At 72.5% G+C, this 17748-nt stretch carries 18 protein-coding genes; 5 read left to right on the plus strand and 13 right to left on the minus strand.

Annotated features, from left to right (window positions below; all coding sequences use genetic code 11):
* Positions 1-87 precede the first annotated feature (87 nt).
* From HDA43_RS08070 to HDA43_RS08080, 3 genes are read right to left on the minus strand one after another with little or no spacing between them, the layout of a single operon-like run.
* Positions 88-2412 carry a [protein-PII] uridylyltransferase gene (locus HDA43_RS08070; protein ID WP_179819115.1) on the minus strand — a complete coding sequence of 775 codons (2325 nt, stop codon included), beginning with the start codon at positions 2410-2412 and terminating at the stop codon, positions 88-90.
* Positions 2413-2415: 3 nt separating this feature from the next.
* A complete protein-coding gene (locus HDA43_RS08075; RefSeq protein WP_179819116.1) occupies positions 2416-2754 on the minus strand; it encodes a P-II family nitrogen regulator in 339 nt (112 codons plus the stop codon).
* A complete protein-coding gene (locus HDA43_RS08080; RefSeq protein WP_179819117.1) occupies positions 2751-4064 on the minus strand; it encodes an ammonium transporter in 1314 nt (437 codons plus the stop codon). Before HDA43_RS08080 ends, HDA43_RS08075 begins: the two co-directional genes overlap by 4 nt.
* 260 nt (positions 4065-4324) lie before the next feature.
* Between HDA43_RS08080 and HDA43_RS08085 the strand changes: the two genes are divergently transcribed.
* Positions 4325-5257 carry an ABC transporter substrate-binding protein gene (locus HDA43_RS08085; RefSeq protein WP_179819118.1) on the plus strand — a complete coding sequence of 311 codons (933 nt, stop codon included), beginning with the start codon at positions 4325-4327 and terminating at the stop codon, positions 5255-5257.
* 429 nt (positions 5258-5686) lie between these two features.
* Here the strand turns inward: HDA43_RS08085 and HDA43_RS08090 are convergent, their stop codons facing one another.
* From HDA43_RS08090 to HDA43_RS08105, 4 genes are all read right to left on the minus strand, one after another.
* Positions 5687-6109 (minus strand): SgcJ/EcaC family oxidoreductase, encoded by a 423-nt coding sequence (locus HDA43_RS08090; RefSeq protein WP_179819119.1) that lies wholly within the window; start codon positions 6107-6109, stop codon positions 5687-5689.
* Positions 6110-6215: 106 nt separating this feature from the next.
* Complete coding sequence (locus tag HDA43_RS08095; RefSeq protein ID WP_179819120.1) at positions 6216-6452, minus strand: hypothetical protein; 237 nt, start codon at positions 6450-6452, stop codon at positions 6216-6218.
* On the minus strand, positions 6449-6679 hold the full coding sequence (locus HDA43_RS08100; RefSeq protein ID WP_179819121.1) for a hypothetical protein: 231 nt from the start codon (positions 6677-6679) through the stop codon (positions 6449-6451). The genes HDA43_RS08095 and HDA43_RS08100 overlap by 4 nt, the downstream gene beginning before the upstream one ends.
* A gap of 90 nt (positions 6680-6769) precedes the next feature.
* Positions 6770-7585: an alpha/beta fold hydrolase gene (locus tag HDA43_RS08105; RefSeq protein WP_218911651.1), complete on the minus strand. Its 816-nt coding sequence runs from the start codon at positions 7583-7585 to the stop codon at positions 6770-6772.
* A gap of 170 nt (positions 7586-7755) precedes the next feature.
* On the opposite strand from HDA43_RS08105, the gene HDA43_RS08110 reads away from it, so the two are divergent.
* From HDA43_RS08110 to HDA43_RS08120, 3 genes are all read left to right on the plus strand, one after another.
* On the plus strand, positions 7756-8382 hold the full coding sequence (locus tag HDA43_RS08110) for a PadR family transcriptional regulator (protein ID WP_179819123.1): 627 nt from the start codon (positions 7756-7758) through the stop codon (positions 8380-8382).
* A 150-nt stretch (positions 8383-8532) separates the two neighbouring features.
* The gene (locus tag HDA43_RS08115; RefSeq protein ID WP_179819124.1) at positions 8533-8958 is read left to right on the plus strand and encodes an SgcJ/EcaC family oxidoreductase; all 426 of its coding nucleotides are present in this window, start codon (positions 8533-8535) and stop codon (positions 8956-8958) included.
* Between the two features lie 26 nt (positions 8959-8984).
* Positions 8985-9395: a hypothetical protein gene (locus HDA43_RS08120; RefSeq protein ID WP_179819125.1), complete on the plus strand. Its 411-nt coding sequence runs from the start codon at positions 8985-8987 to the stop codon at positions 9393-9395.
* A gap of 50 nt (positions 9396-9445) precedes the next feature.
* Here HDA43_RS08120 and HDA43_RS08125 read toward each other — a convergent pair whose 3' ends face one another.
* Complete coding sequence (locus HDA43_RS08125) at positions 9446-10057, minus strand: TetR/AcrR family transcriptional regulator (protein WP_179819126.1); 612 nt, start codon at positions 10055-10057, stop codon at positions 9446-9448.
* Between the two features lie 141 nt (positions 10058-10198).
* Here HDA43_RS08125 and HDA43_RS08130 point away from each other — a divergent pair, with 141 nt between their 5' ends.
* Entirely contained in the window at positions 10199-11377 is a 1179-nt protein-coding gene (locus HDA43_RS08130; protein WP_179819127.1) for a cytochrome P450, read from the plus strand.
* 608 nt (positions 11378-11985) lie between these two features.
* Here HDA43_RS08130 and HDA43_RS08135 read toward each other — a convergent pair.
* The 5 genes from HDA43_RS08135 to HDA43_RS08155 all read right to left on the minus strand — a co-directional run bounded on the left by HDA43_RS08135 (position 11986) and on the right by HDA43_RS08155 (position 17737).
* Positions 11986-12924 carry a sigma-70 family RNA polymerase sigma factor gene (locus HDA43_RS08135; RefSeq protein ID WP_179819128.1) on the minus strand — a complete coding sequence of 313 codons (939 nt, stop codon included), beginning with the start codon at positions 12922-12924 and terminating at the stop codon, positions 11986-11988.
* 232 nt (positions 12925-13156) lie between these two features.
* Positions 13157-14329, minus strand: coding sequence for an imidazolonepropionase (gene hutI, locus HDA43_RS08140; RefSeq protein WP_179819129.1), 1173 nt, complete (start codon positions 14327-14329; stop codon positions 13157-13159).
* A 110-nt stretch (positions 14330-14439) separates the two neighbouring features.
* Positions 14440-15798: a formimidoylglutamate deiminase gene (locus HDA43_RS08145; protein ID WP_179819130.1), complete on the minus strand. Its 1359-nt coding sequence runs from the start codon at positions 15796-15798 to the stop codon at positions 14440-14442.
* On the minus strand, positions 15786-16949 hold the full coding sequence (locus HDA43_RS08150) for an allantoate amidohydrolase (RefSeq protein ID WP_179822959.1): 1164 nt from the start codon (positions 16947-16949) through the stop codon (positions 15786-15788). The genes HDA43_RS08145 and HDA43_RS08150 overlap by 13 nt, the downstream gene beginning before the upstream one ends.
* A gap of 101 nt (positions 16950-17050) precedes the next feature.
* On the minus strand, positions 17051-17737 hold the full coding sequence (locus HDA43_RS08155) for an SDR family oxidoreductase (RefSeq protein WP_179819131.1): 687 nt from the start codon (positions 17735-17737) through the stop codon (positions 17051-17053).
* Positions 17738-17748: the final 11 nt, after the last annotated feature.

A 17748-nucleotide genomic window follows, 5' to 3' on the forward strand; every position in this document is an offset into this window, starting at 1 on the left:
GAGACCACAAGGTCACGGGACGCAACCGGCATAGCCGACAAACCGGGCTTAATCGTTACGAAGGTGACAAAAAACGGTCAGCTACGGTTACCGCAGCGCGGCGAGCACCTGGTCCCGCACCTGTGCTCGCTGAACCGCGTCGGTCAGTGGGCGTCCGGCCCTGTCGACGACGTAGAAGACGTCCACCGCCTCCGCGCCGAGAGTCTCCACACGCGCAGCGCGTACGTCAAGACCGCAATCTCCGAAAGCCCTGCCGATTCGCCACAATAACCCTGGGCGATCGTGGGCGCGCACTTCGATCACCGTGGCGGTGGCGGACGCGTCGTCCAGCAGCGTGACCCGGGGCGGAGCCACCGGAACCCGGGACGGCCGCATCGACCTGGCCCTCCTGGCCAGACGCTCCTCGATGTCGAGCCGCCCCGCCAGCACCAGCCGCAGATCGGCCTCCAGGGTCGCCGGGTCGGGCGGCGAGCCGTACTCGGGGACGACCGAGAACTCGATGACGGCCGTGCCGCCCGCCGAGGCCGCGGAGGCGGCGCGCACCACCATCCGGTGGGCGGCGAGCACCCCGGCCGCCCGCCACAGCAGCCCGGCACTGTGGCGGACGGCCGGAGCCACCACGGTGACCGCTCCCCCGCCGACCCGCACGGCGCAGCCGCCGTGCCGGGCCAGGGACGCCCGGTCCGCCGACAGCGTGGGCGCCGGGGGCGGCTGCGCGCCGGACAGCACCGAGCGCGTCCGGCGCACGAGGTCGGCCACCAGCGACGCCTTCCAGGCGTTCCAGGCGGCCGGGCCGGTGGCGGCGCCGTCGGCCACGGCGAGCGCGGCCAGCAGTTCCAGGACCTCCCGCGAGCCGACCGCCTCGGCCACCCGGGAGATCGTCACCGGGTCGTCCAGGTCGCGGCGGGTCGCGGTCTCCGGCAGCAGCAGATGGTGACGGACCACCCGCTCCAGGACGGCGACGTCGGCGGGCGGCAGGCCGATGCGGGTCCCGATGTCGCGGGCCACCACCGCGCCGGTGGCGGAGTGGTCTCCGGGCCAGCCCTTGCCGACGTCGTGCAGGAGGGCGGCGATGAGCAGCAGGTCGGGACGGGAGACGTCCCGGGTGTGCGCGGCCGCCGCGGCCGCGGTCTCGATGAGGTGCCGGTCCACGGTGTAGCGGTGCACCGGGTTGCGCTGCGGGCGGTGCCGTACCCGTTCCCAGTCCGGGAGGAGCCGGACCAGCACCCCCGCCTGGTCCAGCTCCTCCCAGACCGGGACCGCCGCGCGGCCCGCGCCGAGCAGCGCCACCAGCGCGTCGCGCGCCGCGGCCGGCCACGGGACCGGCATCGGCGGCGACTGGGCCGCCAGCGCGGTGACCGCGGCGGGGGCCAGCGGCAGCCCCGCCTGCGCCGCCGCGGCGGCGGCGCGGAGCACGAGCACGGGGTCGGTGCGGGGGCTCACCCCGCGGGCGAGCGCCACCTCGCCGCCGTGCTCGACGACGCCGTCGGCCAGCGGGCGGCGGCCCCGCGGGACGGGACCGCCGAGCAGCCGGTCGGCGGCGCGCCAGGTGGCGTCGAAGGCGTGCGCCACCGTCCGGCCCGCCTCGGCCAGCCGGCGCATCAGCGCCTCGGCGTCGAGCAGGCCCAGCGCCCCGGCCACCGCGTCCTGCTCCTGGAGCACCAGCCGGTCGGCCCCACGGGCGGTGACCAGGTGCAGGGCGTGCCGCACGTCGAGCAGCAGCTCGTACGCCTCGCGGGACCGGGGCCCCGGCGCCGGGGCCACCCAGGCGGCGGCCACGGCCTGCATCGCCTGCACGTCGCGGAGACCGCCGCGGGCGTCCCTCAGATCGGGTTCCAGGAGGAACGCCAGCTCCCCGCACGCCTCGGCCCGCCCCTCGGCGGCCTCCCGCAGCTCGCCCAGCCGCCGCCGGGCGTCGGCCCGCCAGCCGGCGAGCACGGTCCCGCGCGCCGCCCGGGTCAGCTCCGGGTCGCCGGCCACGTGCCGGGCCTGGATGAGGCCCAGCGCGGCCCTGAGGTCGTCCCGGGCGACGGCGGCGGCCTCCTCCACCGTGCGCACCGAGTGGTCCAGGCCCGCCCCCGCGTCCCAGATCGGGTACCAGAGGCGGTCGGCGACCCTCGCGACGTCCCGCCGGCCGTCGTGCAGCAGGACCAGGTCCAGGTCGCTGCCCGGGGCGAGTTCGCCGCGGCCCAGGCTGCCCACCGCGACCAGCGCGACGCCCTCGGGGACTCCACCGCCCGGCGCCCCGCGCGAGACCCCTCGCGGGGGGTCGCGCCGGGCGCCGCGCGCGACGCCTCCGAGGGCGCCGTGCGGCGTGCCGCAGGCCGACCGGAGCAGGTCCGCGAGCCAGCGGTCGATGTCCGCCGCCCGGTCCCTGCGGACCGCGGCGTAGGAGCGGGCGTCACCCCTCACGGGTCAGAGCGCCTCGGGGCCGCGCTCGCCGGTGCGCACCCGCACGACGGCGTCCACCGGGACCGACCAGACCTTGCCGTCGCCGATCTTCCCGGTCTGCGCGGCCTTGACGATCACGTCGATGACGTCCTCGGCGTCGTCCTCCTCGGCGAGCACCTCCAGTCGGACCTTGGGCACCAGGTCCACCTGGTACTCGGCGCCCCGGTAGACCTCGGTGTGGCCGCGCTGCCGGCCGTACCCGCTGGCCTCGCTGACCGTCATGCCCTGGACGCCGAACTGTTCGAGGGCGGCCTTCACGTCGTCGAGCTTGAAGGGCTTGATCACCGCGGTGATGAGTCTCATGCGTCCACCTTCCTGGACACCGGGGCGGTGGCCGGGCCGTTGGGGGAGGCCACGCCGGAGGAGTGGATGGTGCCGAGGTCGTACCCGGTCTCGGCGTGGGTGGTGATGTCGACGCCCGCGACCTCCTGCTCCCGCGTGACGCGGAAGCCCATCGTCCTGTCGATGACCTTGGCGAGGATCCACGAGACGACGAAGGAGTACAGGCCGACCGCGACCGGGCCCAGCACCTGGACACCGAGCTGGGAGATCGGCCCGCCCAGGAGGACGCCCTTCTCCTGGCCGTCGGCGAACGGGTAGGCCGCGACGAAACCGAGCGCCACGGCGCCGATGACACCGCCGACCAGGTGCACGCCGACCACGTCCAGGGAGTCGTCGTAGCCGAGCCTGTACTTCAGGCCGACCGCGTAGGCGCAGACCGCCCCGGCGATCGCGCCGATGACGAACGCCGCCCAGGGGTCGACGAACCCGCAGGCCGGGGTGATGGCGACCAGGCCCGCGACGGCGCCGGAGGCGATGCCCAGGCTGGTGGAGTGGCCGTCGCGGAGCTTCTCGGCCACGATCCAGGCGCCGGCGGCGGCCGCGGTGGCGATCTGGGTGTTGATGAACGCCAGACCGGTGGTGCCGTCCACGGCGAGCTCGGAGCCGGCGTTGAAGCCGAACCAGCCGAACCACAGCAGTCCGGCGCCGAGCAGGACGAGCGTGAGGTTGTGCGGCCGCATCGGATCCCTGCCCCAGCCGACCCGCTTGCCGATCACGAGCACCACCGCCAGGGCCGCGGCTCCGGCGTTGATGTGGACGACCGTGCCACCGGCGAAGTCCTCGATGCCGAGGTTGCTCAGCCAGCCGCCGCCCCACACCCAGTGGGCCACGGGGAAGTAGACGACGCTCACCCAGACGGCCGCGAAGACGACCCAGGCGCCGAACTTGACGCGGTCGGCGAGCCCACCGCTGATCAGGGCCACCGTGATGATCGCGAAGGTCATCTGGAACATGGAGAAGACGAGGCTCGGCATGCCGGTGCCGTCGTCCTTGGTGGCGGTGTCCGCCAGGCCGGACAGCCCGAGGTTGTCGAGACCGCCGACGATCATGTTGACGGCGCCGGAACCGGCCTCGTCGAAGGCCAGCGAGTGGCCGTAGAGGACCCAGGTGATCGTCGCGACGACGATGCTGACCCACGACATCATCATCATGTTGAGAACACTCTTGGCCCTGGTCATGCCCCCGTAGAAGAACGCGAGGCCCGGAGTCATCAGCAGCACCAGGGCGGCGGCTGTGAGCATCCAGGCAGTGGTGCCGCTATCGATCTTCATTCGACGCGACCCTCCCTTACACATGGCGTATGGCCGTCTCAGGTCGCAGTGAACGCTTCTGGGCTTCGTCGACCGGCCGCGCACTGACGTTGGCCCACAGCCTGGTGGCGCACCGTTTCAGTCCTCGTGCACGGGTGTTTCGGGCCCGTGAAACCCTGGCGCGCGGTGTTTCGGCCGCGTTTCGGGCAGGCAGGTTCTTGACCCGGCGATGACCGCATCTATATTTAGGCTTGCCTTACCTTATGAATCAAGGGGAACCCATGACCTTCCGCCTGGTCAGAGCCGCCGCCGCGGTTCTGCTCTCGACCGTCGCCCTCGCCGCCTGCGGCACCTCCGACGGCGGGGATCAGACCGCCGAGGGTCCCACCCGGACGATCAAGCACGCGATGGGCGAGACGAAGGTGCCCGAGACGCCCCGGCGGGTCGTCGTGCTCGACACCGACAAGCTGGACAGCATGGTCTCCCTCGGCCTCTCCCCGGTCGGCGCGGCCCAGGCGGCCCAGAACCAGGCGTGGCCGAAGTATCTCGGCTCGGCGCTGGACGCCACCAAGCCGGTCGGCACCCTCCAGGCTCCCAACCTGGAGGCCATCGCCGCGCTCAAGCCGGACCTGATCCTCGGCTCGAAGTTCCGCCAGGAGCAGTTCTACGACAAGCTCAACCGGATCGCGCCGACCGTGTTCACGGAGAAGGTCGGGACCACCTGGAAGGAGAACTTCCTCCTCGACGCCGAGTCCGTGGGCAAGAAGGCGCAGGCCGAGAAGCTCCTCGCCGACTACCAGTCGCGGGCGCGCTCGCTGGGCGGCTCCGAGGCGGTCAAGGTGAGCATCATCCGCTTCATGCCCGGCAAGATCCGGATGTATGGTCCCGAGTCGTTCAGCGGCATCGTGGTCGGCGACGCGGGCTTCGGCCGTCCCGAGCCCCAGCAGCTGAACGGCGCGGCGGACCGGCGCTTCGGCGAGCTGAGCCAGGAGAACCTCCCCCAGGCCGACGGCGACGTCCTCTTCTACACCGCCTATGGCGACCAGGCCGCCCAGGACCAGGCCGCCGTCACCGCGGGCCCGCTCTGGAAGAACCTGCCGGTGGTCAAGGACGACCGGGCGCACAACGTGGACGACGAGACCTGGATGACGGGGATCGGGGTCACCGCGGCCGGGAAGATCCTCGACGACCTGGAGAAGTACGCCAAGCCCTGATCCCGTACGGCGCGGCGGTCCTTGAACGGCGCTTCAACCCGAGACGGCCTTGAGCCCGAAACGGGGTTGGGCGGGTCGGTGGTCGCCGGGTGGTCGTCTGTGCGCGCCGCGGTGGGTGGGTGTTCCGGCCGGCGTTGTGGTTGCCGTCTGGTGGTCTCCGGCCTCCGGCTTGGCCTCGGGCGCGGTGCTTTCTGGCGTTTTGAAGCCGGCCGGAACACCCACCCACCTCCGCGCCATGACTTGCCCGGCCGTACGGCCCGCCCGCCGTAGTCGCTTCCTTTCCGCCCGGCCCATGGTTCCCGCCGCCGCTGAAGCGGTCCTGCTTCCCCGTTCGAGGCGGGCCGCCGTAGCCTTGCGGCCACCCCGACGGGGCGCAGGGCCGGGCGCCGTAGGCGAGCGGCCCCGTGAACCGGTGATATGCGGGGCGGGTCAGGCGGGAACGGCGGTGTTCTGGCCGGCCACGATCTTCCAGCCGTCCGGCTCCTTGGAGATCACGTAGAGCGTCGCACCCCGGGCACCCTCGACGGGTTCGCCCGCACGGTCCGTGGGCGTCTGCGCCACGTTCACCGCGATCACATCCGGGGCGATCTCCAGCAGCTTGACGACGTCGTACCGCGCGTAGGACTCACCCAGGAAACCCTTCATCGCCGGAACGCTGAACTCGACGATCGCCTCACGGTCGTCCAGGCGCTTGCCCATGGCGTTGGACCAGGACGTCCGCACGGCGAACTGCTCGCTCAACGCGATCGGGTCCTTGGTGTTGAACGCCTCCTCCAGCGCCTTGACCACACCGGTCACCGCCGCCCGGGTCTCCCGCGAGATCTCTCCCACCACGAGAACGTCATCGGTCATGGCCATACCTCTTTCATCAGGGAATCCCGTACGGAGAGCAGGATCATCGGCACCCATACAACAACCTCGACCTACCTTGAGGTCAACAAGGAGAGCGGTTCTCCGGCTACCAGAACCTCACCTCGGGGTAGCCGTCCGACGGTCCGTCCAGCAACGGCCGGCGCTTGCCCTTCAGGTGCAGGTCGAGGAAGGCGCCGACGTAAGCGCGGGTGATCGCTATGGAGCGCTCGCCGTCGATGGGGAAGGCCGGCAGTCCCAGCTGCGGCTGGAGCACCGCGTAGTCGACGAAGCTCATGTGCTCGGCGCCGGTGACGGTCAGCCAGCGCTTCCAGTCACCGGTCACGTGGGGCCAGAACAGGTCCCAGGACCCCTTCTCCCCGTCGCCGGCCGGTTCCAGCGCCTGTCCTTCTCCAGCGCGTCCAGCACGAACGCCGTGTCGGCGGCCCTGACCCGGGCGACCTTCTCCCCCGGTTCCGGGGTCTGTCCGCCCCTGCCCGCCTCGAACGTGACGGTCCTGCCGTCCGGGAACGTGGTGGCCACCGACTCATAGGTGTGCTCGATGCCCGCCACCAGATAGCCCCTGCCGGCGAACTCGTTCTCGGCGCCAGGCGATGCGGATCGGGCGGCCTGCGGCAAAGGACCGGCGACCGGGGAGAGGAGTCAGTGGGGCGAGGCGGCGGCGGAGAGGAAGTCGAGGAGAAGCGCGTTGACCCTGTCCGGGGCCTCCAGTTGCATCCAGTGGCCCACGCCGTCGATCCGCTCGTAGCGCCACGGCCCGGTGACGTGCTCCTGGGTGAGGAGCATCGCTCTTTCCGTGAGGAACCGGTCACCGCTGCTCCACACGCCCATGGTGGGCACCGGCGGCAGCTTGGCGGCCCCGCCGGACGGCAGGCGGCGGAGCCCCGTACGGTAGATCGCCAGCGAGGAGGTGAGCGCGCGGGGGTCTCGCATGCGCGCGATGACGTCCTCCACGTCGGGGTGCCCGCCCATCCACCGCCGCATGGTCGCGAAGTCGTCGCGGCTGAGCCACCACTCGGCCACACCCGGGAACTGGAACAGCAGCATGTACCAGGACCGTCTCCACTGCACGGGGCCCGCCGCCGCCAGCGTGGCGGGGTGGCCGACGGACATGCAGGTGAGGCTGAGTGCCCTCTGCGGCGCCGCGACGGCGGTCAGCTGCACGAGAGGCGACCCCCAGTCGTGGCCCACGAGATGGGCCCGCTCCACATCGAGGCGATCCATGATCCCGAGCAGGTCCCCCACGTAACGGGAGAGGTGGTAGTTCTCCAGCCCCTCCGGTTTGGCCGACGCGCCGAAACCCCGCAGGTCGGGGGCGATCGTGCGGTATCCGGCGGCGTTCAGCGCGGCCACCTGGTGCCGCCAGCAGGCGTGGGTGTCCGGGTAGCCGTGCAGCAGCACGACGTCCGGCCCCTCCCCGCTGACCTGGACTTCCAGCTCCACACCATTGACGTCCATGCGCATCACATGCCTCCGCAGGGGCTCCCGGGACCTGAATGTCCACGGTCGCACCTTTCCCCGCGTCGCGGAACCTACCGCGCGGCGGACCGCCTCGATTCCGTCTGGACCCGCCTGCCGTCATAGTGCAATATGCAATATAGGGAGTTGCATATCGAGGGTGGGTGGGGATGGCGGCGCGGCGGAGAGACGAGCGGGATCTGGTCGGGCTGACCGTGCTCGCGCTGCTGTCCGTACGGCCCAGCCATCCCTACGAGCTGCACCGCCTCATCGTCGAGACGCACAAGGACTACGTCACCGGCCTGCCCCGCAGCCTCTACCACGCGGTGGACCGGCTGGCGGCGGAGGAGCTGATCGCGCCCGCCGGGACGACGCGGGAGGGCCGCCGGCCCGAGCGCACGGTGTACGAGATCACCCCGGAGGGCGGGGCCGAGCTGCGCAGCCGGCTCCGGCGGCTCCTGGAGGAGGTCGGGTCCGACAGCGGCGCGTTCCTGGCGGCGATCTCCCTCATGGGCTGCCTGTCACCCGGGGACGCCGGCCGGTGCCTGCGGACCCGGGCCGCCACCCTCGAAGGCATGGTCGTGGCCGCCGACGCCCACATCGGCGGGCTGGCGGCCTCCGGGCTGCCCGCGATCCTGACGCTGGAGGTGGAGTGCGACCGGGCGCTGCGCGCCGCCGAACTCGACTGGGTGCGCGGGGTGGTCGCGCGCCTGGAGTCGGGCGAACTCGACTGGCCCGGCTCCGTCAGGAGCACCCTGATGGACGGCCTCCTCGCCGAGGAGTCGCCCCGGGAATGAGAGGCCGCCGGCCGGGTGCGCCAACACCCGGCCGGCGGATGAACCCGAACCGGATCCGCGAAGCGGCCGTCCAGGACTCGCAGTCTCCAAGGATAGGCCGCCTCGCGGGCCGGCCCAGAGCCCGTACGGGCCCGATCCGAGGAGAAGCACATGACCGAGGTCTCCCTGGCGACGCGCGAGATAGGCGCGGCGCTGGACCGGATGACGAACGCCTGGAACGACGGCGACGCCGCCGCCTACGCCGGGCAGTTCACCGAGGACGCCGACTACGTCACGTTCTTCGGCCTGCACATGACGGGCCGCCAGGCCATCGAGGACTCCCACCGCGCGCTCTTCGAGGGACCGCTGAAGGGGTCGAGACTGACCGGGGTGGCGTCCCCCTCGATCCGCTTCCTGCGGCCCGACGTCGCGGTCGTGGTCGCCGGTGGCGGTTCGTCCCTCGACGGGGTGCCCGACCCCGGGCGCGACTCCGTCATCACCCTGACCGCCGTACGGGAACCGGACGCCTGGCGGTTCGCCGCCTTCCAGAACACCCGGCGGACGAACCCGGGAGCACCGGGCGGGCAGGGCCGGTGAGGTCTCCGGTCTGTGAGGTGGCGGGGGTGGTCGAGGCCCCCGTCGCCGAGGTGGCCGGTCTGCTGCTCGCCGTACGGCCCGGCCCGGTCGGCCCGGACAACCTGTGGCTGCTGGACGGCTCGCACGCGGGGAGTCTGTCCGGCGGCCCGGAGCGGTTCACGCTCCACGCCCCCGGCCACACGATGACGGTCGAGGTGAGCCGGAACGCCCTCGCGCTGCAGGGCAACTGGTGGTACCGCGGCGAATACCTCCTCCGGCTCCATCCCCGGGGAACCCGACTCGTCCACCGCGTCCTCAACGTGGCACGGCGGAGCCGCTGGGCCGTGCCCATGGCCAACCGCTTCTTCGTGGGATTCGAGGACGGCACCCGGAAGGCGGTCGGCGACCTGCTCCGCAGGACGGGTGACCGCCTTGGTCGCCCCGCATATCCGGAATGAACCCGCAGGAGGCCCGGGTACCCGCCCGGGCCTCCGCGGGCGAGAACGGCTCAGGGAGTGCGCAGGCTCCGTAGAGCGAGGTCGAAGCCGCGGCGCATGGACGCCCAGAACCGCTCCTCCGGCTCGCCCAGGTCCATGCTGGCGAGCGCGGCCCCCTGGACGGCGCCTATCACGGAGCCGACCACCGCGGCGGCGCCGACCGGGTCGAGCTCGTCGGGATAGACCTTCACCAGGGTCTCGGCGATCTCCTTCTGCAGCTCGAACGACATGTACAGCGCCTTCGCCCGGAGAGCGGGCACGGTCATGACCAGGCGGGTGTAGGTCTTCATCAGCTCGGGGTCCTCCGCCTCGACACCCTCGGCCCGGTAGTCGGCCAGCAGCTTCTCGTACATCCGGGTCAGCAGGTCGGGGAGGCTCTCCCCCGGGCGACGGCCGGCGATCACCGCCAGCAGGACCGCGTTGCGCTCCCGCGTGCCGGTGAACAGCACGTCCTCCTTGCTGGGGAAGTGGTTGAAGAACGTCTTCGTGGCCACGTCGGCGGCGGCCGCGATCTCGGCGACGGTCGTCTGCTCGTATCCCCGCTCGCCGAACAGCCTGATCGCCGTCTCCGCGATCAGCCGCCTGGTCTGCCGCTTCTTGCGCTCACGCCGTGACTCGTCCACGCGCTCACCTTATATGAGAAGCATTATTACTCTCATTGCATTCTTGCACTTTGTGTAGTTTCATGAGGACGCGGGGCCGGAGTACGGAGGCCCCGAATGGACGGCGTGGGCGACCCCTGGCGCCCGGTGAGGACGGCGAAGATGCCGACAGAGCCCCTGACGTTCCCGATGACCGCCTCCGGTCCTTTCGACCCGGCCCGGGAGATCCTGGCGATGCGCGGTGAGCGGCCGATCGCCCGGGTCCGCTACCCGGACGGCAGGCTCGGCTGGGTGGTCACCCGGTACCCGACCATCCGCGCGGTGCTCGCCGACCACCGGTTCAGCGCCCGGCAGGAACTGCGCGGCAGCCCGTTCAGCGCCGCGGAGATCCCGCCCGCCCTGCCCGGCATGTTCATCGGGATGGACGACCCGGACCACGCCCGCTACCGGCGCCTGCTCACCGGGCAGTTCACCGTACGCCGGATGCGACGGCTCGCCGCCCGCGTCGAACGGATCGCCGAGGAACAGCTCGACCGGATGGAGGCGGCCGGCCCCCCGGCCGACCTGGTACGGGAGTACGCCGCGCCGGTTCCCGCGCTGGTGATCTGCGAGCTGCTGGGCGTGCCGTACGACTACCGCGAGCGGTTCCAGGCGGACGTCACGGAGATGATCCGCCAGAATGCCACCCAGGAGGACCGGCAGCGGGCGATGACCGACGTCGGCGGCCACCTCGGCGAGCTGGTACGGCGCAAGCGGGCCGAACCCGCCGACGACATACTCGGCGGGCTCGTCACGAACGGCGGGCTGACCGACGAGGAGCTGACCAACATCGCGTTCATGCTGCTGGGCGCGGGGTTCGACACCACGACGAACGTCCTGGGGCTCGGTGCCTTCGCGCTGCTGCTGAACCCCGGGCGGATCCCGGCGCTCACCGACCCGGAGACCGCCGACGGCGCCGTGGAGGAGCTCCTGCGCTACCTCCCGGTCGTCCCGGGGACGATCCGCGCCGCCCTGGAGGACGTCGAGGTCGAAGACGTCCTCGTCCGGGCGGGCGAGAGCGTCATGGTCTCGCTGCCCGGCGGCAACCGCGACCCCGAGCGCTTCCCCGACCCCGACACCCTCGACCTGACCAGGCCCGCCACCGGCCACCTCGCCTTCGGGCACGGCGTCCACCAGTGCCTCGGCCAGCAGCTCGCGCGGGTCGAGATCCGGGCCGGTTTCTCCGCGCTGTTCCGGCGCTTCCCGGACCTGAGGCTGGCCGTACCGCCGGAGAAGGTCCCCCTGCGCGACGACATGATCATCTACGGAGTCCACGAACTCCCCGTCACCTGGGGGAGATGACGGGGAGCATCCACGGCGCCCGGCCCTCCGCTCCTGCCCACCACCACGGCGGGGAAAGGCGCCTGTGACGAGGACCATCGAAAGCCGAAGCGGCGGGGACCGTGGGCGGTCCGAAAGGGAGCGGCTACGGCGCCCGGCCCTGCGCTCTCCCCTGCCAGGGTGGCCGCAAGGCTGCGGCGACCCGCCCTGAGCCGGGAGCAAGGGTGGCTTCAGCGTCGGCGGGAACCATGGGCCGAGCGGAAAGGGAGAAGCTACGGCGAGCAGGCCGTACGAATCGGTCAGTCATGGCGCGGAGGTGGGTGGGTGTTCCGGCCGGCTTCAAAACGCCAGAAACCACCGCGCCCGAGGCCAGGCCGAAGGCCGGAAACACCAGAGCCCGGCCACAACGCCGGCCGGAACACCCACCCACCGCAGCGCGCACCGACCCGACAACCACCGACCCGCTCAAACCACGGGAAAAGCCCCAGCCTGAGCGGCCCGGAACACCCACCCACCGCAGCGCGAACAAACGACCACCCCGGCAACCACCGACCCACCCAAGCCCGAGGAAACGCCCCGCATCGAAAAGGCCCGGTTCCGAAAGGAACCGGGCCTGGTGGAAAACAACGTCAAGCCGCCGTGGCCATCTTCCGCAGGCGGGCCAGGGCGTCGCGCTCGATGCGACGGGCGCGGTCGCGGCCGATGCCGTAGCGCTCGCCGACCTCGGTGAGGGTGTGCTCGCGGCCGTCCATCAGGCCGTACCGCCAGCGGAGCATCTCCCGGGTCTGCCCCTCCAGGCCGGTCAGCCACTGCTCCAGGCGCTCGCGCTCCAGGATGTCCATGGCCTGCTGCTCGGGGTCGGCCCACGTCTCGTCGGCGATCATGTCGCCCAGCTCGGTCTCGTCCTCGTCACCCACGCCGAGCTGCAGGGAAACCGGCTCGGAGGCCCAGCGGCGCAGCTCGCGGACGCGCTCGATCGGCAGTTCCAGCACGCTGGCCAGGTCGGCGTCGGTCGGCTCCTGGTCGAACTCGGCCAGCATGTCGCGCCGGACCCTCATCAGCCGGGTCATCTGCTCGCCCGCGTGGGTGGGCAGCCGTACCGGGCGGGCCTGCTCGTGGATGGCGCGTCCCACCGACTGGCGGATCCACCACGTGGCGTATGTGGAGAACTTGTAACCCCGGCGGTAGTCGAATTTCTCGACCGCCCGCACCAGGCCCAGGTTTCCTTCCTGCACCAAATCGATCAGCGGCATTCCCCGGCCGGAGTATTTGCGCGCGACCGCCACCACAAGACGTAGATTGGCCTGGATGAATTCGTCCTTGGCCCGCTGCCCGGAAACGGCGATCCGTTCCAGCTCCTCGTCGGCCGCGTCCCCGATCCGCGGTTCCGACAGCCCGCTGTCCAGCAACTGCTCCGCGAAGAGGCCCGCCTCGATGCGCTTGGCGAGCTCCACCTCCTCCTCCGCGGTGAGCAGGGGGACCCGCCCAATCTCAGCCAGGTAGGTTCCGAGCAGATCCCGGTCCGAGACCTGCTGCTCCTGCGTCCGATTCCCCGTCGGCCTTGCCATCCGATGGCACCTCGCTCCGCCTGCTTATGGCATGCCCACGCGTTCGCTCAACGCCCCGCGTGCGCGGACATACCGCTTGTCTGATCAACGCTCGGACCGGAGCAAAGATTCCCTAAAGAAGTACGCCAGGAGAATGGTTTTGGATTTCCTCCTCAAGGAGGAGGCCGTCCCCGAGAAGGACGTCCGCGCGCGTGGTGTCACAAGCCCCGTCGCTGCCCCCTTCCCACGGGTCTCAAACCAGGCGACGCCCCTCTTTCCAGACCTGTGCCACGAGGGGCACCCCGGGCCGGTAGGCGAGGTGGACGTAGGACGGGGCGTCCAGGATCACCAGGTCACCGGTGGCTCCCACCCGCAGGACGCCGACGTCGTCGCGGCGCAGGGCCCTGGCTCCGCCGTACGTGGCGGCCCGGACCGCCTCCAGCGGCGTCATCCGCATCTCCCGTACGGCCAGCGCGACGCAGAACGGCATGGAGGAGGTGAAGGAGGAGCCGGGGTTGCAGTCGGTGGCCAGGGCGACGGTCACCCCGGCTTCCAGCAGCCGCCGGGCGTCCGGGTACGGCGAGCGGGTGGAGAACTCCGCACCCGGCAGCAGGGTGGCGACGACCCCCGCCGAGGCCAGGGCGTCGACGTCCGCATCCGTCAGGTGGGTGCAGTGGTCGGCCGAGGCGGCGCCCACCTCGGCGGCGAGCCGCGCGCCGGGGCCCTCGCCGAGCTGGTTGGCGTGGACGCGCGGCAGCAGCCCGGACTTCGTCCCGGCCAGCAGGATCTCCCGGCTCTGGTCGGCGTCGAACGCGCCGCGCTCGCAGAACACGTCCACCCATCTGGCGTACGGCGCGCAGGCCGCGAGCATCTCCCCGGTGACGACGCGGACGTAGTCGTCGGCGGACGGGGCCTCCGGCGGCACGACGTGGGCGCCCAGGAAGGTGGTCTCGGCGGTGAACCGCCGGGCGATCTCCAGGGACCGGCGTTCGTCGCCGACCGTGAGGCCGTAGCCGCTCTTGATCTCGACGGTGGTGGTCCCCTGGGTGAGCATCTCGGTGACCAGGGCGGCCGTCCGCTCGGTCAGCGCGGCGTCCGTGGCCGCGCGGGTCGCCGCGACCGTGGTGCGGATTCCCCCGGCGGTGTAGCGCTCGCCCGACATGCGGGCGGCGAACTCGGCGGTGCGGTCCCCGGCGAAGACGAGGTGGGCGTGGCTGTCGACGAAGCCGGGGATGACGCAGCGCCCGCCGGCGTCCACGCGCTCGTCCGCGGCGGGCGCCTCGCCGGAGGTTCCGATCCACGCCACCCGGCCGTCCTCGACGACCAGCGCGGCGTCCGTGATCTCCTCCCGCTCCGGGTCGCCGGTGTAGAGCAGCCCGATCCGATGGAAAAGCGTGCTCCGCCTCTCCCCCTCCGCACGGCTCACCCGTTCGCTCCCCTCCGCACCGCCCAACCGTTCCGCTCCATCGGCCGCACCGGCCGCACCGCTCACCCACTCCGCTCCACCGGCCGTACCCGCCGCACCGCGCACGCCGCTCACGCCCCCTCCCCGCGGACCGCCGCGATCGCCTCGCCGAGCATCGCGCCGACGTCGCCCAGGACGTGCCGGCCGTCCTCGACGATGCGGCGGCCGCCCGACACCACCGAGTGCACGTCCGCGGCCGACGCGGCGAAGACCACGGTCTCCGCCAGGTCGCGGGCGGACGCGCCCGCCGTACGGACCGAGTCGAGCCGGACCGACACCAGGTCGGCCCACGCGCCCGGCACGAGCATGCCCGCGTCGGCGAAGCCGAGCGAGGAGTGGCCGTCGGCGGTGGCGGCGCACAGCAGCTCGGCGGCCGTCCAGTGGCCGCGCTGCTCGCTGATCAGCCGCTCGTTCAGCTCCACGGCACGCGCCTCCTCGAACAGGTCGATGACGGCGTGGCTGTCGGAGCCGAGGGTGATCGGCGATCCCGCGTCGCGCAGTTTCCGGGCGGGGCCGACGCCGTCGGCCAGGTCGCGTTCGGTGGTGGGGCACATGCAGACGTGGCTGCCGGACTGGCCGAGCAGCGCGATGTCCACGTCGGACAGGTGGGTGGCGTGCACGGCGGTCGAGCGGGGCCCGAGGATGTCGTGCTCGCACAGGACCTCGACCGGGGTGGCGGTGTAGGTCTCCACGCAGGCGGAGTTCTCGCCGCGCTGCTCGGAGACGTGGGCGTGGGCCGGGACCGCGTGGTGCGCCGAGAACCTGCCGATCACCGGCATCTGCTCGGCGGGGACGGCGCGCACCGAGTGGACGGCCACGCCGATCTCCACGTCCTTCTCACCGCGGTAGGCGGCGAGCAGGGCCTCGGCTCGTATCGCCCACCGCTCGGCGTCGCCGTCGCCGAACCGCTGCTGGACGCCGGTCAGCGGGGTGCCGATGCCGCCGGTCAGGTAGCAGGTGTCCAGCAGCGCGATGCGCAGTCCCGCCTCCCGCGCCGCCTGCACGAGGGCGTGCCCCATGACGTTGGGGTCGTCGTACGGCCTGCCGCCGGGCCCGTGGTGCAGGTAGTGGAACTCCCCGACGCAGGTGATCCCGGCCAGCGCCATCTCGGCGTACACCGCCCTGGCCAGGGCGAGGTAGGAGTCGGGGTCGAGCGTCGCGGCCAGGGTGTACATCTGCTCGCGCCAGGTCCAGAAGCTGCCCTTCTCCCGCTGGGTCACCCCGCGCAGGGCGCGGTGGAAGGCGTGGGAGTGGGCGTTGGCCAGGCCGGGGAGGGTCAGCCCGGCGAGGCGGACGGCTCCGGCGGGCGGCTCGGCCACGCCGGGGACGACATCGGAGATCATCGAGTCGGTGACGGTGACGAGCACGCCCTTCACTGCCTCTCCCGGGGGCAGCCAGGCCAGCTCGCACCAGTAGTTCAGCTCCGGCACAGGTCCTCCAGCGCGTCGGCGAGGGCGGCGACCCCCGCGTGGCAGTCGGACGTCTCGGCGTGTTCGTCCGGGGAGTGTGAGATTCCCGTTGGGTTGCGCACGAACACCATGGCGCTGGGAACGCCCGCGGCGGCGAGGATCCCGGCGTCGTGCCCGGCGCCGGTCGGCAGCGCCGGGGCGCCGCCGAGGACCGCGGCGAGGCGGTCGCGCAGGTCCGCGTCGAAGTCGACGACGGGCGTCCAGGACTCGGCGCTCACCTCGGCGCCGGAGGAGTCGGCCAGTTCGGCGACCAGCGCCCGGACGGCGTCCTCCCGGCCGCCGCGGGCGTCGAGCCAGGCGCTGACCAGGCCGGGGACGGCGTTGGCGTTGTTGGGCGAGACGCGCACCTTGCCGAAGGTGGCGAGCACCCCGGCGCGTTCGGCGGCCTCGCGGGCGCGCAGGACGGTGCGGGCGAAGGGCAGCATGGGGTCGTCGCGGTCGTCCAGGCGGGTGGTGCCGGCGTGGTTGGCCTGTCCGCGGAAGTCGAAGCGCCAGCGGCCGTGCGGCCAGATGGCCGAGGCCACGCCGACCGGGGCTCCGGCGTCGACCAGGCCGCGGCCCTGCTCGACGTGCAGCTCCAGGAAGACCCCGATGTGCCGGAGCGTCTCGTCGTCCCGGCCGAGGGCGCCGGGGTCGCGTCCGGCCCGGCGCAGCACCTCGGCGAGCGAGTCGCCCTCGTCGTCGGTCAGGCCGCGGGCGCGGTCCGGGCCGAGGACGCCGGTGAGCAGCCGGGACCCCACGCAGGGGACGCCGAACCTGGCGCCCTCCTCGTCGGTGAAGCAGGCGACGCCCAGCGGACGGGCGGGCTCGGCGCCCCTGGCGCGCAACGCGTCGAGGGCGGCGAAGGCGGAGACGACGCCGAGGGGGCCGTCGAAGGCGCCGCCCTGCCGTACCGAGTCCAGGTGGCTGCCGGTGACGACGCCGGGACGGCCGGACGGGTCGCCCCACCAGGCCCAGAGGTTGCCGTTGCGGTCCTCCCGCAGGTCGAGGCCGCGCCGTTCCGCCTCCTGGCGGAACCACTCGCGCAGTTCCCGGTCGGCGGGCGACCACGCGTCGCGGAGGTACCCGCCGGTCCGGCCGTCACGTCCGAGGTGCTCGATGGCACCCCACATCTCGTCGAACACCACTCCATTATGTGAATGAAGTCATTCATTTGCGAGCCCTCCACCCTCCGTCCTCAGCCTTTGGCATTCGGCGGGCGGCCCGCGGGACGTCAGGCGACGGGGCGGACCGCCGGGCGGAGGGTGATGTCGGTGAGGTGCGCGTCCGGCGAGGCGGTCACCGCCGCCAGCACCGCCCGGGCCACCGACTCCGGCGTCAGGTACCGCTCCGGCTCGTAGGCCCCGTTCTCCTGGGCCCGCACCCCGCGCTGCATGTCGGTGTCGATCCGCCCGGGATAGACGGTGGTCACCCGCAGGGCGGGCTCCTCCTGCCGGAGCACGTCGGCGAAGGCGCGCAGCGCGAACTTGCTGGCGGCGTAGGACCCCCAGGTGGGGTTGGCGTGCAGCCCGGACCCCGAGTTGATCGCCACCACCTGGCCGCGGGCGGCGCGCAGCGCGGGCAGCAGCAGCCGGGTCAGCTCGGCCACCGCGACGACGTTGACCTCCATCGTGCGGCGCCACACCTCGGCGGGCGTCTCCTCGATCCGGCCCAGGGTCACCACGCCCGCGCTGTGCACCAGCACGTCGAGCCGGTCGATCCCGGCGACGTCCGCCTCGGTGACGGCGGTGAGCTCCACCGGCCAGGGCCGCGCGCCGGGCAGCTCGGCGCACAGCTTGCCGAGCGCCTCGGCGTCGCGGCCGCCGAGCAGCAGATCGTGGGTGGGGGCGAGGGCGCGGGCGACGGCGGCCCCGACTCCCCGGGAGGCTCCTGTGACCAGTGCGGTCGGTCGTGCGGACATGCGGGCCACGT

Origin of the sequence: Streptosporangium sandarakinum (assembly GCF_013409935.1) — a bacterium.
Lineage (GTDB): Bacteria > Actinomycetota > Actinomycetes > Streptosporangiales > Streptosporangiaceae > Streptosporangium > Streptosporangium nondiastaticum.

Excerpts from the sequence above, each read along its gene's own strand:
- HDA43_RS08075 (WP_179819116.1), bottom strand. The coding sequence starts at position 2,754 with ATGAGACTCATCACCGCGGTGATCAAGCCCTTCAAGCTCGACGACGTG.
- HDA43_RS08080 (WP_179819117.1), bottom strand. The coding sequence starts at position 4,064 with ATGAAGATCGATAGCGGCACCACTGCCTGGATGCTCACAGCCGCCGCC.
- HDA43_RS08085 (WP_179819118.1), top strand. The coding sequence starts at position 4,325 with ATGACCTTCCGCCTGGTCAGAGCCGCCGCCGCGGTTCTGCTCTCGACC.
- HDA43_RS08090 (WP_179819119.1), bottom strand. The coding sequence starts at position 6,109 with ATGACCGATGACGTTCTCGTGGTGGGAGAGATCTCGCGGGAGACCCGG.
- HDA43_RS08105 (WP_218911651.1), bottom strand. The coding sequence starts at position 7,585 with ATGGACGTCAATGGTGTGGAGCTGGAAGTCCAGGTCAGCGGGGAGGGG.
- HDA43_RS08110 (WP_179819123.1), top strand. The coding sequence starts at position 7,756 with ATGGCGGCGCGGCGGAGAGACGAGCGGGATCTGGTCGGGCTGACCGTG.
- HDA43_RS08115 (WP_179819124.1), top strand. The coding sequence starts at position 8,533 with ATGACCGAGGTCTCCCTGGCGACGCGCGAGATAGGCGCGGCGCTGGAC.
- HDA43_RS08130 (WP_179819127.1), top strand. The coding sequence starts at position 10,199 with ATGCCGACAGAGCCCCTGACGTTCCCGATGACCGCCTCCGGTCCTTTC.
- HDA43_RS08135 (WP_179819128.1), bottom strand. The coding sequence starts at position 12,924 with ATGGCAAGGCCGACGGGGAATCGGACGCAGGAGCAGCAGGTCTCGGAC.
- HDA43_RS08150 (WP_179822959.1), bottom strand. The coding sequence starts at position 16,949 with ATGTGGGGTGCCATCGAGCACCTCGGACGTGACGGCCGGACCGGCGGG.
- HDA43_RS08155 (WP_179819131.1), bottom strand. The coding sequence starts at position 17,737 with ATGTCCGCACGACCGACCGCACTGGTCACAGGAGCCTCCCGGGGAGTC.